This window comes from Citrobacter sp. H12-3-2, from assembly GCF_009649895.1.
GTDB classification, from domain to species: Bacteria; Pseudomonadota; Gammaproteobacteria; order Enterobacterales; family Enterobacteriaceae; genus Citrobacter; species Citrobacter portucalensis.
The window spans coordinates 4,185,878-4,200,803 of the sequence record NZ_CP045837.1; the positions used below are offsets into that span (position 1 = coordinate 4,185,878).

The following is a 14,926-nucleotide window of genomic DNA, read 5'->3' on the forward strand; positions in this document are numbered from 1 at the left end:
CATTACACCTTGTCTTACATGCTGATTGGCAACGCCATGATGATGGCGTCTTCGTGACCATCGGCCGTTGGATAGTAGTTGCGACGGATCGTCGCCTCGTTAAAGCCTAAGCTTTCGTACAGCGCGATAGCGGCCGCATTCGAGGCGCGCACTTCAAGCCACAGGGTCAAAATGCCACGCTTTTCCAGCTCATCGATCAGGTGCTCCAGCAGCTCACGCCCCAGGCCCCGGTGCTGAAAGTCAGGATCGACGGCGATATTGAACAACGTCGCTTCATCCAGTACGACCTGCGTAATTGCAAAGGCGGCCATCACGTCGTCAACCCTCAACTGAAAATTGAGGTAGCGATCGCCCTGGTTGCTGGCAAATGTTTTTTCACTCCACGGAAAAGCGTGGGCGCGTTTTTCAATCTGAAATGCTGCGGGTAAATCAGTCGGCTCGAGGGAAGAAATCGTGTTCATATGCGCAGATTTGTTGCCATAACGCGGCGCGTGCCGCTGGGTTTTCCCGTAATTCATTAAACGCAGGACTCTCGACCTGAGCGCCCTCCAGCAGCAGCGGCTCTTCGGTTCCCAGCCGCCAGCTATTACAGCGACTGCCTTGCGGCAGCATGGCGACACGGTCAGGCGTCAGTTGTAAAACCTGATCCGGGCTAACGGTTAATGCGCGTAAAATATCGCTGATCAACGGTTCGGTTAGCGCGGGTAACTGTGCAGCAACCATCACCAAACGGACATGCGCAGGAATGGAAATCGCGATCTCGCCCTGCAGTGCGCCAGGACGACGCAACGACCACTGCGTAATGCCCAGTTGCTGTAACTGCCAGTCTCGTCGGGATGTCATAGCGAAACACTCCTGTCTATCAGGGGCGCAAATATAGCAAATTTGTCGAATCCGTGCCATCAAACAACTATAATCCCCCGCTGTACAATTTAAGGAGCATTCCATGTCTGCTTTTACCCCGGCAAGTGAAGTCTTGCTGCGCCACAGTGATGATTTCGAACAAAGCCGTATTCTGTTTGCCGGTGATTTGCAGGATGACCTGCCTGCCCATTTTGAAAGCGCCGCAAGCCGTGCGCACACCCAGCAACTTCACCACTGGCAGGTGCTTAACCGCCAGATGGGCGACAACGTCCGCTTCAGCCTCGTCGCGCAGGCCGATGACGTTGCCGATAGCGATACGCTGATCTACTACTGGCCGAAGAATAAGCCGGAAGCCCAGTTCCAGTTGATGAACATTCTGTCGCTGTTACCGGTGGGCACCGATATTTTTGTTGTCGGTGAGAATCGCAGCGGTGTACGTAGCGCAGAGCAGATGCTGGCCGAATACGCACCGTTAAACAAAGTCGACAGCGCACGTCGCTGTGGCCTGTACCACGGTCGTCTGGAAAAACAGCCGGTCTTTGATGCAGAAAAATACTGGGATGAATACCAGACAGAAAATCTGACCATCAAAACGCTGCCGGGCGTCTTCAGCCGTGACGGTCTGGATGTTGGCAGCCAACTGCTGCTCTCCACGCTGACGCCGCACACCAAAGGCAAAGTGCTGGATGTCGGCTGTGGCGCAGGCGTTCTCTCCGTCGCCTTAGCCAGTCACTCGCCGAAAGTGCGCTTAACCCTGTGCGATGTTAGCGCCGCCGCCGTTGAAGCCAGCCGCGCAACGCTTGCAGCCAACGGCATTGAAGGTGACGTCATCGCCAGTAACGTCTTTTCTGACGTGACGGGTCGTTTTGATATGATCATCTCCAACCCGCCGTTCCACGACGGTATGCAGACCAGCCTTGATGCTGCACAAACGCTGATTCGTGGCGCAGTGCGTCATCTCAACAGCGGTGGTGAACTGCGTATTGTGGCGAACGCCTTCCTGCCTTATCCGAAGGTACTGGATGAAGTGTTTGGCTTCCATGAAGTTATCGCGCAGACCGGACGTTTCAAGGTCTATCGCACAGTGATGACGCGCCAGGCGAAAAAAGCCTAACGGCTGTAGGTCAGATAAGGCGTTTACGCCGCCATTCGGCGTGACACCGAGCAACGCCGGATGGCGCTATCGCTTATCCGGCCTGCATAAAACGCCAAAAACCGAAGAAACGCCTTTTTTTTCGGCAATCACGTTAAGTTCGAAAATTAACTGTTGACGCCCTGCATAAAATCTCTAGAATTCGCCCCCGTGGTAACGATACTTTTTGAGTGTCGATGGTATGCGAAGGTGGCGGAATTGGTAGACGCGCTAGCTTCAGGTGTTAGTGTCCTTTCGGACGTGGGGGTTCAAGTCCCCCCCCTCGCACCATAATCCACGTTGATATTGCTCGCACTGGGCGAAGGTGGCGGAATTGGTAGACGCGCTAGCTTCAGGTGTTAGTGTCCTTAGGATGTGGGGGTTCGAGTCCCCCCCCTCGCACCAACGAGGCGATATCAAAAAAATAAGATGACTGTGCGAAGGTGGCGGAATTGGTAGACGCGCTAGCTTCAGGTGTTAGTGTCCTTAGGATGTGGGGGTTCGAGTCCCCCCCCTCGCACCAATTATCTTATTTCCCTCTCGATTTCCTTCTCTGTTTTGTTCATCCCTGATTCCAGTTCATCATTACCAAAACAATGCCGCCAATCAGTGCCGCGCATGAAGGTAACAAAACAAAGTGCCGTAAACGTTTGTGGTACAGCATGAGCGAAGTCAGCAGTAATCCTAATACAATCATCACCTTCCATACGTAGACCGACAGGTCGCTATATGCCATCCCGGCAATCAGCATTCCCGGCAGCAGAACACCCCATCCACTGCCCAGCGTACGTTGCAACATGATTTCACCTATGACATTGATAATGATAACCAATATCATATGATAAAATTTCTCATTTGTCAGCCGTGAAGCACTATCAATTATATGAGTTTTACTTAACGATTGATGACATGAATAATCCAAGGTGATAAATTGCTCAGCGGTTTGCTCTTCAACTAAAAACAATAAAAACCTCTGCGAATGATACCCCGTTCGTTATTTGTTTTATTTACCAACACACCTTCGTACATTGCAGATAACTAACAATATTTACCTATGACAGTACAATCCTGGCGAACTCTGCGCACAAAAAAATACCAACTCTCTTTACGACTGTTTCTACTGCTCAACGCAGTCTCCGCGCTGTTTACGCTTTTTTTCCCACTGTTTGCGGTCAAAGCCTTATCAGTACCGGCGTTGCTGATGCTGGTGATGAGTACACTGCTGCTGGTATGGCATGGGAAATACGCGGATAAAAGAATTAATCTCCCTTTTATTTCAATCGTTTTTGGCTTGTTATGGGCGTTACATATATTCTTGAAATATAACGCTCTAGGTCAGAATGATTATTATTTCCTGTTAATAGCGCTGCTCAGCGTACTGTTTATTGGCTCTATCGCTTTTGCCAATAATATCATCGCGTTTACGCTCCACTCACTCCCCTCCGTCGCCGTTTGTTTATGGCTTAACGGCAGCGAACATGGTTTGCGGATTTTCTATTTTATGGCGCTGCCTATGGCCGGTATCGCCATCCAGCATGTGATACAAAAGCGCTACGATGGATTCGCTCAGCAACTGATGTACAAACTGCTGGAGGAAAGGGAAACCCTGAACGGGCTCAGCATGCTCGACCCGCTAACCGGTTTGTATAATCGCCGGGGGCTGCAACACCGGCTCGATACGCTGTTGGCTCTGAGTAATTCGAGGCACTTCGTTCTGCTGCTGGATATCGACCATTTCAAATCCTATAACGATCATTACGGACATATGATGGGCGACCAGGCGTTGATCCGTGTTTCTGCCGCCATCCGAGACTCCGTACGCTCCCGGGATGTGGTGGCGCGTTTTGGCGGTGAAGAGTTTATGATTTTGCTGACCGCGGTCGATCCACAGCAAGCCCAGGCTGCCGCCGAACGTATCCGCCAGAAAGTGTACGACCTTAAAATCCCTCACATGTTTAATGAGAGCGTGGCAACCAACGTAACCGTCAGTATCGGCATTGCACCTCTGGTAGAACAGGATATTGATGCTGCTATCGCCAAAGCGGATAAAGCCCTTTACGAGGCCAAGAATCTTGGGCGTAACAATACCCTGGTCAGCGATGAGCTGCGGGTAAACTGCCCTTCTACCTGAGCTTTCTGTGCGCTGCCGCTCGGGATGGCAACAAAGATCTTGCCATCGCTTAATGTCAATTATAGGATTAGCAATCATTATCATTAAGATTAACATCCTTATATCGACATGGCTTATCGTTCCGCACCGATCGTTGAAGATGTCATCTGGCGTAGCCATCTCCCCTCAGAGATGCCCTCGCTGGCTGCTGCCGTACGCGCAACGATAGCCAAAACTCGCGAGCACCTGCTGGACTTCATTCGTCTTGACGAAACGCCTGTGCCAGGTGCAATGACGCTGCATGAATGGACGCAACCGGCGACGCTTAGCTCGCTGCTGGCCGTTTATTCAGACCATATCTATCGCAACCAGCCCACGCTACCCCGCGAAAATAAGCCCCTGATTTCTCTTTGGGCGCAATGGTATATCGGCCTGATGATGCCTCCGTTAATGGTGGCCCTACTGACGCAAAAAGAGGCTATCGACGTATCTCCTGAACATATGCGCGTAGAGTTTCACGAAACAGGCCGTGCGGCCTGCTTCTGGATCGACGTCCATCAGGATCACCAGGCTACAGCCCTGTCTCCTCAACAACGCATGGAAACGCTGATTCTCTCAGCGCTGACGCCGGTTGTGCAGGCGTTGGAAGCAACTGGCGAGATCAACGCGAAGCTTATCTGGAGCAACACCGGATATTTAATTCACTGGTATTTAACGGAAATGAAGCCGTTGCTAGGTGAGGAACTGCTGGCCACGCTGCGCCAGACCTGCTTTTTTGAGAAACAACTCTCCTGCGGTCAGGATAACCCTCTATGGCGAACCGTTGTTCCGCGTGAGGGGCTGTTAGTACGCAGAACCTGCTGCCAACGCTATCGCCTGCCTGACGTTCAGCAATGCGGAGACTGCACGCTGAAGTAAGCGAGGAGCCGTAGCCCCTCGCCAGATATTTATGCAACCTGCTGGTTTTCCTCTTCCATACGCTGCGCCTCTTCTTTTTCCTGCGCCAATAGCTGCTTTTCGTAGACTTTAAAGAACGGGAAGTAGATAACAGCCGACACCAGCGCCAACAGCACCACCAGAATAGCTGCACGATAATCCCAGCCTAATGCCCATGCCGCGCCAACCGGTGCCGGTGCGGTCCAGGGAACCACTGAAATGACCCGCCCAATTAAATCCAGTTTCATCGCCGCCCAGGCCAGTACCGCATTCACCATTGGGGCCAGCAGGAAAGGGATAAAAAACACCGGGTTCATGACAATCGGCGTACCAAAAATCACCGGTTCGTTAATATTAAAAATGCTGGGGACTACGCTCAGACGCCCAATCGAGCGTAGATGAGCCGAACGACTACGCAGATAGCAAATCACCAACCCCATCGTTGCGCCTGACCCTCCGACCACAATAAAGAACGTCCAGAACGCTTCCATAAAGATATGCGGTAACGGCGCGCCCTGCGCCAGCGCCGACTGGTTCATCCCAAGATTAGTTAGCCAGAACATTTGCAGCATCCCCGACACAATTGCCGCGCCGTGAATACCCGCAAACCACAATAGATGGCCAATCAATACCGCCAGAAGTATCGCCGGCAGAGAATCTGCAGCCGACACCAGTGGTTTAAAGATGGCCATAATGGCCTGCGGGATCAGCATGTCAAACTGCGACTGTATCACCAGACTCAGCGGGTACAGCGTCAGTACTACCACCAGCACCGGGATCAGCAGATCGAAAGAGTTTTTGATCATCGGCGGCACCTGATCGGGTAAACGGATGCCGATGTTGTGCGCTTTCAGGAAGCGCATCATTTCAACACAGTAAATGGCCACCAGGATGGCGGTGAAAATCCCCGTTCCTCCCAGGCTATCAACCGGCATTGTGCCTTTGGTTTTTGGCGCGGCAATCAGCAAAAAAGCCATGATTGATAGCATCGCACACATAAACGGATCTAACTGATGCGACTTCACATAGTGCTTGCCCAGGTTATAAGCAATAGCCGCACATATGTAGACCGACATAATCCCCATCGTCATATCAAACGGAGTGAGGATTTGGCCTTCAAACTGTTTTGCCAGATCCAGCCAAGCGCGGGCAAATCCCCAGGTGGTATCCGGAGAAAAAGGCGGGTAGGCAAAAACCAGCAGAAAAGAGCCTACAATCATAAAAGGCATCGCCGAAATAAAACCGTCGCGAATGGCCATTACATGTCGTTGCGAAGAGATGCGCCCGGCAACAGGGCTGACGTAATTTTCAACAAAGTGGAAAATCACGTTAAACACAGCATGGTTAGTAGACATAGCCGTTCTCCCGTTGTGCAAAACCCTGCAACCGTGCTGGCATCAACACCGCCACCACGTAAAGCCCATTACCACTTTTCGCAACCGTGCCGGGAGGAACACCAGCGCTACCGCTTTTCGAGTTAAGTTTCATAGATGGCTCTTATTATGTGATACAGAGGAAGTGACAACTTCAGTATTAATCGTCATTTCAGCATTCTGCAACCGGTTACTGTAACCGGTTTCTTTGATTGTGAAGACGATCGAAAAACTGCTAATGTTGCTATGTTGTTACAATAAAATATTTACAGTGTGGTTGCCCCTATGACAAATTACATCCTGCAGTTTTCTGCTGTGCAGGGCTATCTGTAAGCGATAGGGAGAGAAGAATGAGTTTGCAATCAGTACGCCAATTCCTGGCGCAACATGCACCAGATATCGAGATCATCGAATTAAACCAGAGCACAGCAACCGTTGATCTGGCAGCAAAAGCCCATAACGTTGAACCTGGCCAAATAGCTAAAACACTTTCACTAAAGGTGAAGAACGATATCATCCTGGTCGTGGCAAAAGGCGATGCCCGACTGGATAATAAAAAGCTAAAGAGTACGTTCGGAGCCAAAGCCCGAATGTTAAGTAGTGATGAGGTCGTGAACGCGACGGGGCACCCAGTTGGCGGCGTTTGCCCCTTCGGATTAGAAACACCGATATCAGTGTACTGTGATGTTTCTCTGAAGCACTACGCTGAAGTGCTGCCTGCCGCAGGTGCCATCCACAGCGCGGTTCGCATCACGCCTGAAAGGATGGCTGAACTGACTTCTGCCACCTGGGTTGACGTGTGTCAGTAATGTTTCACGCGCTAAACCGGCGGCCAAGCCCGGCAAGAAACACGTCAACGTTGCCCGTCACGAAACCGCCTGCATAAAAGGCGCTGGCTCGCCAGCACGCAGATACAGCAGGATGTCGGCGGCATCCAGTAACCCGGCATCCGAGCTGACCCCCAGTTTGGACATCACATTGAATTTGTGTGCCCGAATGGTTTTGATGTTCCGTTCAAGCTGAACAGCAATCTGTGGCATCGAATAACCATTCGACATAAAGCGCAGTATTTCTCGTTCTGTCGGGCTGAGCATACGGCTTTGATTAATATACCAATGGTTTTTCGTGCCTTCGGTTCCCCGACCAAGGCTGCTTAACGCCGTAAATAACGCGTCCTGCAACACCGTTAACGAAGAAGCTTTACTCACAACGCCATCTAACGGCAAGGGGGATAGGGAACCAATTAAACGCGCTTCAGCGTCATCATCGGCAATCACCACACGGCGAATCCGCGGATAATTTATCGCCAGCTCCGTTAAATAGGTCAACCCTGCTCTTCGATCGGTTCTGATTGCAGAGAGGGAAAAAATAACTGCCGAAAACGACATATTTAACATTGCCTGGCTAAAAGCGGGCTGGTTTGAAAAGAGATGAAGTTTATATTGGTCATCCGGCATGGTATTAAATAAACTCTTAATACCCACGCTGCTCATCGTGCACTTTTCTACCAGTGCAACGTTTCTTTTGATGATTCTGCTTTCCATTCCGTGGTTTCTCCATAAACTGAAGGTAAATTAAGTTCTCGCGATCCTTGAGAACTATTTATCCAGGCATACATTTCTGCATTGCTATTTATCGACAAGCGACGCATAGCGCTATTCTTTTGGGCACTGATTGTTTTATTGCTTTTTTTCAGCAACGCCGCAATCTGGTTAATCCCCCATCCTTTCCCAAGGAGGCGCAATACTTTTCTTTCAGAGAGAGTGAGAACGATAGATCGTGCGCTATGGTCTAACAATTGCGGCATAGCAGGCGGAGAGAGCAGCGCCTTACTTATTCTCTCTGCTCGTGTATTTCCCGCGTGAATAACATTCACTAAACTTTCAATCGGCTCGGCGTCAGAGAGCAGCGAGCTGACAGGACACATCAGTAGTTCAACCGCCAGAGGATAAAAGATACGAGATACAAGAAATACCCAGTGAATATCACGGTATTGAGATAATAAAGAATAATATTGTTCGCAAACTGCACGTGGATGATTGCAGTCTCCGGTTAAATCAGCAATTACCAAATCAGCACACCGTAGCTGTAATAACGTCAGTTCTTCAACAGAACGACAGTAGGTAAGTTCGTAATCGGAGAACTTTCCCTGCATTATACCTTTAAGCCCAGCTTGTATAATCGGTGATTTACTAATAATAATTGCGTTTTTGCAGCGTCCTGGCAACATATCCCCTCCACACTCACCAGTCCGCAATCGTACTTAATTAAATTCTCCCGGGTGGATTAATAATCTTAACTCACAGGAAAATACTCCGAACAATAAGCGGGGTGAATTGTTATCCTTGGTATTTATTTCAAAAAGTATTGACGGCACCATCCAAATAGCGCCAAATTCTAAGCTATTATTGCACAATTACGTATAAATACATTATCTGTACAATTATAATAACTACAATAGATCGTTAGCATGGCTTACGTATTTGCCATCCGGGAAAATAGCGCTACATTTCAATCATGTCTCCCTCTCGTGCCTTAGCGAACGGGAGCGTTAAGATGCCACAACCGTATCACCTGTGTCTTTTTTCGACACAAAGATTGATCTTAGCCAGAGCCAGCGGGCTCATGCTTCATGATAAAAAGAAGACATTCGTCACTCAAAGAGATCCTTTTCAGTCAGAGCGAGCCATGCAAACAGAGCAGTCGTCACAGCGAACGGTTACACGGTTATGTATTCAATGCGGACTTTTTTTACTTCAGCATGGGGCAGAAAGCGCTCTGGTTGACGAGTTATCCACCCGACTCGGGCTGGCACTTGGCATGGATAGCGTAGAAAGCGCCATCTCCTCTAACGCTATCGTCCTGACCACCATTAAAGACGGGCAATGCCTGACATCAACGCGAAAAAATCAGGATCGCGGCATTAATATGCACGTCGTGACGGAAGTGCAGCACATTGTCATTTTGGCGGAACATAAACTGCTGGATATTAAAGGGGTAGAGAAACGCTTTAGCCAGATTAAGCCGCTACGCTATCCAAGATGGCTGGTCGCCTTCATGGTCGGTTTGTCCTGCGCCTGCTTTTGTAAACTCAATAACGGCGGATGGGATGGTGCGGTGATCACCTTTTTCGCCAGCATGGTGGCAATGTATATCCGTCAGATTCTGGCATCCCGGCATTTGCACCCACAAATTAACTTTTGCATCACCGCGTTTGTGGCGACAACGATTTCTGGTCTGCTGCTGACGCTACCGACGTTTAGCCACACCCCAACCATCGCCATGGCCGCCAGCGTGCTGCTACTGGTTCCGGGCTTTCCGCTGATCAACTCCGTCGCGGATATGTTTAAGGGACACATTAATACCGGGCTCGCCCGCTGGGCAATTGCCAGTTTGCTTACACTGGCGACCTGCATTGGCGTGGTCATGTCGATGACCTTATGGGGGCTGCGCGGATGGGCGTGATCGATTTCATATTGGCGTTAATGCAGGACATGATCCTGTCGGCGATCCCGGCGGTAGGCTTTGCCATGGTATTTAATGTCCCTCATCGGGCGCTCCCCTGGTGTGCGTTACTCGGCGCGCTCGGCCACGGTTCGCGAATGGTAATGATGAGCGCAGGGTTTAATATCGAATGGTCGACCTTTATGGCATCGCTGCTGGTCGGCTGCATTGGGATCCAGTGGTCGCGTTGGTATCTGGCACATCCGAAAGTCTTTACCGTTGCGGCAGTGATCCCGATGTTCCCTGGGATCTCCGCTTACACCGCCATGATCTCGGCGGTAAAAATCGGTCATTTTGGCTACAGCGAAGCGCTGATGATCACCCTGCTGACCAATTTCCTGAAAGCCTCATCGATCGTCGGCGCGCTCTCCATCGGACTATCCGTACCAGGGTTATGGCTGTATCGCAAACGCCCACGCGTTTGACGGTGCACTTTCTTTAATACCATGCAGAGAGGGGAATCTCCCCCCTCATCTGCTGCTCTCCTTCTTCTCTGTGTTACTATAAAAGCAGTCCCCTTCTCGGTTGTTGTTCAGTATTGAGAAACATTATGCCCTGCAAAATTTTGACGCCAGACGTCACTAGCATTGACGCCTTACTACACGATCACCACGCCGTGCTGGCCAAGTCTGCGGGTGGCGCCGTAGCCGTATTCGCTAACAATGCGCCAGCGTTTTACGCGGTGACGCCTGCGAGACTGGCTGAGCTGTTGGCGCTTGAGGAAAAACTGTCACGCCCGGGAAGCGATGTGACATTAGATGATCAATTTTATGAAGAGCCGCAAGCCGCTCCCGTTGCCGTGCCAATGGGGAAATTTGCTATGTACGCTGCCTGGCAGCCTGATGCCGACTTTCAGCGTCAGGCTGCTTTATGGGGCGTAGCGTTGAGAGAGCCGGTTACTGCTGAAGAGCTGGCCTCATTTGTTGCCTACTGGCAGGCTGAAGGAAAAGTCTTTCACCATATTCAGTGGCAGCAAAAACTGGCGCGCAGCATTCAGATTGGACGGGCCAGCAATGGCGGAATGCCAAAGCGCGATGTGAACAGCGTCAGTGAACCTGACAGCCACATTCCACCGGGTTTTAGAGGATAACGATGAAAAACGTTGGCGACCTGATGAAACGTCTGCAAAAAATGATGCCACCTAATGTCGAGCCCGCCTTTAAAACGGGCGAAGAGCTGCTGGCATGGCAAAAAGAGCAAGGTGAAATTCGTGCCGCAGCGCTGGCCCGCGAAAACCGGGCTATGAAAATGCAGCGCACATTCAACCGCTCCGGTATCCGTCCGCTGCATCAGAACTGTTCGTTCGAAAACTATCGGGTAGAGTGCGAAGGTCAGATGAACGCCCTGAGCAAAGCCCGCCAGTATGTTGAAGAGTTTGACGGCAACATCGCCAGCTTTATCTTCTCCGGTAAACCCGGCACCGGCAAAAACCATTTAGCCGCCGCCATCTGCAACGAACTGCTGCTGCGCGGCAAGTCGGTATTGATCATTACCGTGGCCGATATCATGTCAGCGATGAAAGAAACGTTCAGTAATCGTGAAACCAGCGAAGAACAGCTGCTCAACGATCTGAGCAATGTGGATCTGCTGGTGATCGACGAGATCGGCATGCAGACCGAATCCCGCTATGAAAAAGTGATCATTAATCAGATTGTCGATCGCCGTTCGTCCTCAAAACGTCCGACCGGTATGTTAACTAACAGCAATATGGATGAAATGAACAAGCTGCTGGGTGAGCGCGTGATGGATCGTATGCGCCTTGGCAACAGTCTGTGGGTCATTTTTAACTGGGAAAGCTACCGTAGTCGGGTAACCGGGAAAGAGTATTAACGTATTAGGACCACTCCTAAGACTGCCAGCGCTATACTGCGCTGAAAAGGCATAACACGAGTTGCATATAATGATGAAAACTACCAAACGTCTGCTGTGCTGTGCGCTTGCCGCCAGCACGCTCATCTCCACCAGCGTTTTCGCCGCCTCCTGGCAGGATTCGCTCTCCAGCGCGGCCAGTGAGCTGAGCAAACAAAGCTCCGGCTCGCAAAGCAGCTCGTCGCTCTCTTCCCTGACCAGCCTGCTGAATGGCAGCAATCAGTCGTTGACCTCCAGCAGCATGAATAACGCCGCCGGGATCCTGGAATATTGCGCTAAACAGAAACTGGCCTCGGTCACCGACGCGCAAAACGTCAAAAACCAGGTGCTGGATAAACTGGGACTCAGCGCGCCAGAGCAGAAACAAGATACCAACTATATGGACGGGATTCAGGGGCTGCTCAACGCCAAAGATGGTCAACAGCTGAACCTGAGCACGATCGGTAACAGCTCACTGGCACAGCAGGTAAAAACCAAGGCCTGCGATCTGGTGTTAAAACAGGGCATGAACTTCATTTCCTGACGCACGACATGCCGCGTATAACCTGCGCGGCATCTATTTATTTTCGACAATACATTCACATTCCAAATAAACAGTATTTCCCCACAAAAACGCGCATATCTAAACCAATTCTGAATAACAACGTAATTTAATGTCACTACAATTGCAGCAATGTAACAACGCTATTACATTGTTCTCTCACCAAATGATTAGCCTGCCAGGCAATTGCCCGGTTTACTGAGGATCGACCGTTGTCAGAATTAGTCTCCATCACTCTGTTTCTCGCTTCAGTGCTGATTTATGCCTGGAAAGCGGGTCGCAACACCTGGTGGTTTGCCGCCACGTTAACGGTGCTGGGGATTTTTATTGTCTTGAATATCACGCTGTACGCCAGTGACTATTTCACCGGCGACGGGATCAATGACGCGGTTCTCTATACGCTGACCAACAGCCTGACCGGCGCAGGCATCGGCAAATATATTCTGCCGGGCGTTGGGATCGCGCTAGCGCTGACGACCGTTTTTGTCGCTCTCGGCTGGATCCTACGCCGCCGTCGCCATCATCCACATCATGTGGGTTACAGTCTGCTGGCCCTGCTGCTGGCGCTGGCCTCCGTTGACGCTAGCCCGGCATTTCACCAGATAACCGAACTGGTGAAGTCGCAGTCACGCGATGGCGACCCGGATTTCCCGACGTATTATAAAGAGCCATCGAAAACCATTCCCAATCCGAAGCTGAACCTGGTGTATATCTACGGTGAGAGCCTCGAACGCACCTATTTTAATAACGACGCGTTCCCGGATCTGACCCCGGAACTCGGCGCGTTGAAAAACGAAGGTCTGGATTTCAGCAACACCATGCAGCTGCCGGGTACGGATTACACCATCGCGGGCATGGTCGCCTCCCAGTGCGGTATTCCGCTGTTTGCGCCGTTTGAAGGCAACGCCTCTGCGTCGGTTTCAAGTTTCTTCCCTAACAATATTTGTCTGGGCGATATCCTGAAAAACTCCGGCTATCAGAACTACTTTGTGCAGGGTGCCAACCTGCGCTTTGCTGGCAAAGACGTGTTCCTGAAATCTCACGGCTTTGACCATCTGTATGGTGCGGAAGAGTTAAAAAGCGTGGTGGCGGATCCGAACTATCGTAACGACTGGGGCTTCTACGACGATACCGTGCTGGACGAAGCGTGGAAAAAATTCGAAGAGCTTTCGCGCACGGGCCAGCGTTTTTCACTGTTTACCCTGACCGTGGATACCCATCATCCGGATGGATTTATCTCCCGTAGCTGCAACCGTAAACGTTATGACATCGACGGGAAGGCCAACCAATCGTTCAGCGCGGTCAGCTGCAGCCAAGAAAACATTGCCGAATTTATCAATAAAATCAAAGCATCGCCGTGGTTTAAAGATACCGTTATCGTGGTGTCTTCCGATCATCTGGCGATGAACAACACCGCATGGAAGTATCTGAACAAGCAGGACCGCAACAACCTGTTCTTCGTACTGCGCGGCGATCAACCGCAACAGGACACGCTGGCGGTAAAGCGTAACACGATGGATAACGGTGCAACGGTACTGGATATTCTCGGCGGCGATAACTTTATCGGCCTTGGCCGCAGCAGCTTGTCGAGCGAATCCGTCTCGGAAGTGTTCCTGAACATCAAAGAAAAAATGCTGGCGTGGAAGCCCGATATCATTCGCCTGTGGAATTTCCCGAAAGAGATGAAAGAGTTCACCGTCGACCAGGACAAAAATATGATCTCTTTCTCCGGCAGTCATTTCCGCCTGCCGCTGCTGCTGCGCGTATCGGACAAACGCGTCGAGCCGCTGCCGGAAAGCGAATACTCGGCCCCGCTGCGCTTCCAGCTGGCAGATTTCGCCCCACGCGATAACTTCGTCTGGGTCGATCGCTGCTACAAAATGGCGCAACTGTGGGCGCCGGAGCTGGCACTTTCTACCGATTGGTGCGTATCACAGGGGCAGCTGGGCGGACAGCAAATCGTACAGCACGTCGATAAAGCCAAGTGGAAAAGTAAAACCGTATTTAAAGACACGGTGATCGACATGGAGCGCTATAAAGGTAACGTCGATACGCTGAAAATTGTCGATAACGACATTCGCTACAAAGCAGATAGCTTCGTTTTCAACGTGGCGGGCGCGCCGGAAGAAGTCAAACAGTTTAGCGGCATTTCACGCCCCGAATCCTGGGGACGCTGGTCCAATGCGCAGCTCAGCGAAGAAGTAACGATTGAGTACAAAGCCCCGCTACCGAAGAAATTCGATCTGGTCATTACCGCGAAAGCCTTCGGTGACAATGCCAATCGTCCGATCCCCGTGCGCGTTGGCAACGAGGAGCAGACGCTGGTGTTAGGCCATGATGTCAGCACCACCACCTTACATTTTGATAACCCGGCGGATGCCGATACGCTGGTAATTGTTCCACCCGATCCGGTCGCCACCAACGAGGGCAATATTCTCGGTCACTCACCGCGTAAGCTGGGGATCGGGATGGTTGAAATCAAAGTAGTGGCTCAGGGTTCGTAACATGAAAGGCCTGATAGCGCTTTGCTTATCAGGCCTATCGTGAACCGAATGTATTGTCTGAAAAAAAACAGCGCCCAACACCACACCGGGCGC

Annotated in this window: 17 protein-coding genes and 3 tRNA genes; 13 read left to right on the forward strand and 7 right to left on the reverse strand. The window is 51.0% G+C overall.

What is annotated here, in order from left to right:
• Positions 1-14: 14 nt before the first annotated feature.
• Both rimI and holD read right to left on the reverse strand, forming a co-directional pair.
• Complete coding sequence (gene rimI, locus GHC22_RS19910; RefSeq protein WP_153753770.1) at positions 15-461, reverse strand: ribosomal protein S18-alanine N-acetyltransferase; 447 nt, start codon at positions 459-461, stop codon at positions 15-17.
• Positions 430-843, reverse strand: a complete 414-nt coding sequence (gene holD / locus GHC22_RS19915; RefSeq protein ID WP_003829988.1) for a DNA polymerase III subunit psi — start codon at positions 841-843, stop codon at positions 430-432. The genes rimI and holD overlap by 32 nt, the downstream gene beginning before the upstream one ends.
• 103 nt (positions 844-946) lie before the next feature.
• Here holD and rsmC point away from each other — a divergent pair, with 103 nt between their 5' ends.
• The 4 genes from rsmC (at position 947) to GHC22_RS19935 (ending at position 2,519) form a co-directional block, all read left to right on the forward strand.
• The gene (rsmC, locus tag GHC22_RS19920) at positions 947-1,978 is read left to right on the forward strand and encodes a 16S rRNA (guanine(1207)-N(2))-methyltransferase RsmC (RefSeq protein ID WP_008786123.1); all 1,032 of its coding nucleotides are present in this window, start codon (positions 947-949) and stop codon (positions 1,976-1,978) included.
• 222 nt (positions 1,979-2,200) lie between these two features.
• A tRNA-Leu gene (locus tag GHC22_RS19925) sits at positions 2,201-2,287 on the forward strand.
• Between the two features lie 28 nt (positions 2,288-2,315).
• Positions 2,316-2,401: transfer RNA gene (locus tag GHC22_RS19930), tRNA-Leu, on the forward strand.
• 32 nt (positions 2,402-2,433) lie between these two features.
• Positions 2,434-2,519, forward strand: a tRNA-Leu gene (locus GHC22_RS19935).
• 39 nt (positions 2,520-2,558) lie between these two features.
• Here GHC22_RS19935 and GHC22_RS19940 read toward each other — a convergent pair.
• Positions 2,559-2,795, reverse strand: a complete 237-nt coding sequence (locus tag GHC22_RS19940) for a DUF1435 domain-containing protein (RefSeq protein ID WP_003019100.1) — start codon at positions 2,793-2,795, stop codon at positions 2,559-2,561.
• Positions 2,796-3,050: 255 nt separating this feature from the next.
• On the opposite strand from GHC22_RS19940, the gene GHC22_RS19945 reads away from it, so the two are divergent.
• Positions 3,051-4,127, forward strand: coding sequence for a diguanylate cyclase (locus tag GHC22_RS19945; RefSeq protein WP_003829994.1), 1,077 nt, complete (start codon positions 3,051-3,053; stop codon positions 4,125-4,127).
• Positions 4,128-4,235: 108 nt separating this feature from the next.
• Positions 4,236-5,024 carry a siderophore-iron reductase FhuF gene (fhuF, locus tag GHC22_RS19950; protein WP_153753771.1) on the forward strand — a complete coding sequence of 263 codons (789 nt, stop codon included), beginning with the start codon at positions 4,236-4,238 and terminating at the stop codon, positions 5,022-5,024.
• Positions 5,025-5,053: 29 nt separating this feature from the next.
• Here fhuF and GHC22_RS19955 read toward each other — a convergent pair whose 3' ends face one another.
• The gene (locus tag GHC22_RS19955) at positions 5,054-6,397 is read right to left on the reverse strand and encodes a PTS sugar transporter subunit IIC (protein WP_153753772.1); all 1,344 of its coding nucleotides are present in this window, start codon (positions 6,395-6,397) and stop codon (positions 5,054-5,056) included.
• Complete coding sequence (locus tag GHC22_RS24595) at positions 6,387-6,530, reverse strand: hypothetical protein (RefSeq protein ID WP_020996240.1); 144 nt, start codon at positions 6,528-6,530, stop codon at positions 6,387-6,389. Before GHC22_RS24595 ends, GHC22_RS19955 begins: the two co-directional genes overlap by 11 nt.
• Positions 6,531-6,765: 235 nt before the next feature.
• On the opposite strand from GHC22_RS24595, the gene GHC22_RS19960 reads away from it, so the two are divergent.
• Positions 6,766-7,224: a YbaK/EbsC family protein gene (locus GHC22_RS19960; protein ID WP_003830001.1), complete on the forward strand. Its 459-nt coding sequence runs from the start codon at positions 6,766-6,768 to the stop codon at positions 7,222-7,224.
• 57 nt (positions 7,225-7,281) lie between these two features.
• Here GHC22_RS19960 and bglJ read toward each other — a convergent pair whose 3' ends face one another.
• Together bglJ and GHC22_RS19970 are read right to left on the reverse strand one after the other, a co-directional pair.
• Positions 7,282-7,959: a DNA-binding transcriptional activator BglJ gene (gene bglJ / locus GHC22_RS19965; RefSeq protein ID WP_153753773.1), complete on the reverse strand. Its 678-nt coding sequence runs from the start codon at positions 7,957-7,959 to the stop codon at positions 7,282-7,284.
• Positions 7,920-8,645, reverse strand: coding sequence for a response regulator transcription factor (locus GHC22_RS19970; protein WP_153753774.1), 726 nt, complete (start codon positions 8,643-8,645; stop codon positions 7,920-7,922). Before GHC22_RS19970 ends, bglJ begins: the two co-directional genes overlap by 40 nt.
• Positions 8,646-9,103: 458 nt before the next feature.
• Between GHC22_RS19970 and GHC22_RS19975 the strand changes: the two genes are divergently transcribed.
• From GHC22_RS19975 to opgB, 6 genes are all read left to right on the forward strand, one after another.
• Positions 9,104-9,880 carry a threonine/serine exporter ThrE family protein gene (locus GHC22_RS19975; protein WP_032942309.1) on the forward strand — a complete coding sequence of 259 codons (777 nt, stop codon included), beginning with the start codon at positions 9,104-9,106 and terminating at the stop codon, positions 9,878-9,880.
• Positions 9,871-10,344 carry a threonine/serine exporter gene (locus tag GHC22_RS19980; RefSeq protein WP_020996241.1) on the forward strand — a complete coding sequence of 158 codons (474 nt, stop codon included), beginning with the start codon at positions 9,871-9,873 and terminating at the stop codon, positions 10,342-10,344. Before GHC22_RS19975 ends, GHC22_RS19980 begins: the two co-directional genes overlap by 10 nt.
• A gap of 125 nt (positions 10,345-10,469) precedes the next feature.
• The gene (gene dnaT, locus GHC22_RS19985) at positions 10,470-11,009 is read left to right on the forward strand and encodes a primosomal protein DnaT (RefSeq protein ID WP_008786116.1); all 540 of its coding nucleotides are present in this window, start codon (positions 10,470-10,472) and stop codon (positions 11,007-11,009) included.
• 2 nt (positions 11,010-11,011) lie between these two features.
• Positions 11,012-11,749 carry a DNA replication protein DnaC gene (dnaC, locus tag GHC22_RS19990; protein WP_003019133.1) on the forward strand — a complete coding sequence of 246 codons (738 nt, stop codon included), beginning with the start codon at positions 11,012-11,014 and terminating at the stop codon, positions 11,747-11,749.
• 70 nt (positions 11,750-11,819) lie between these two features.
• Positions 11,820-12,311, forward strand: a complete 492-nt coding sequence (locus GHC22_RS19995; RefSeq protein ID WP_100271548.1) for a DUF2501 domain-containing protein — start codon at positions 11,820-11,822, stop codon at positions 12,309-12,311.
• 230 nt (positions 12,312-12,541) lie between these two features.
• Entirely contained in the window at positions 12,542-14,833 is a 2,292-nt protein-coding gene (gene opgB, locus GHC22_RS20000; RefSeq protein ID WP_153753775.1) for a phosphatidylglycerol--membrane-oligosaccharide glycerophosphotransferase, read from the forward strand.
• The last annotated feature ends 93 nt before the right edge of the window (positions 14,834-14,926 follow it).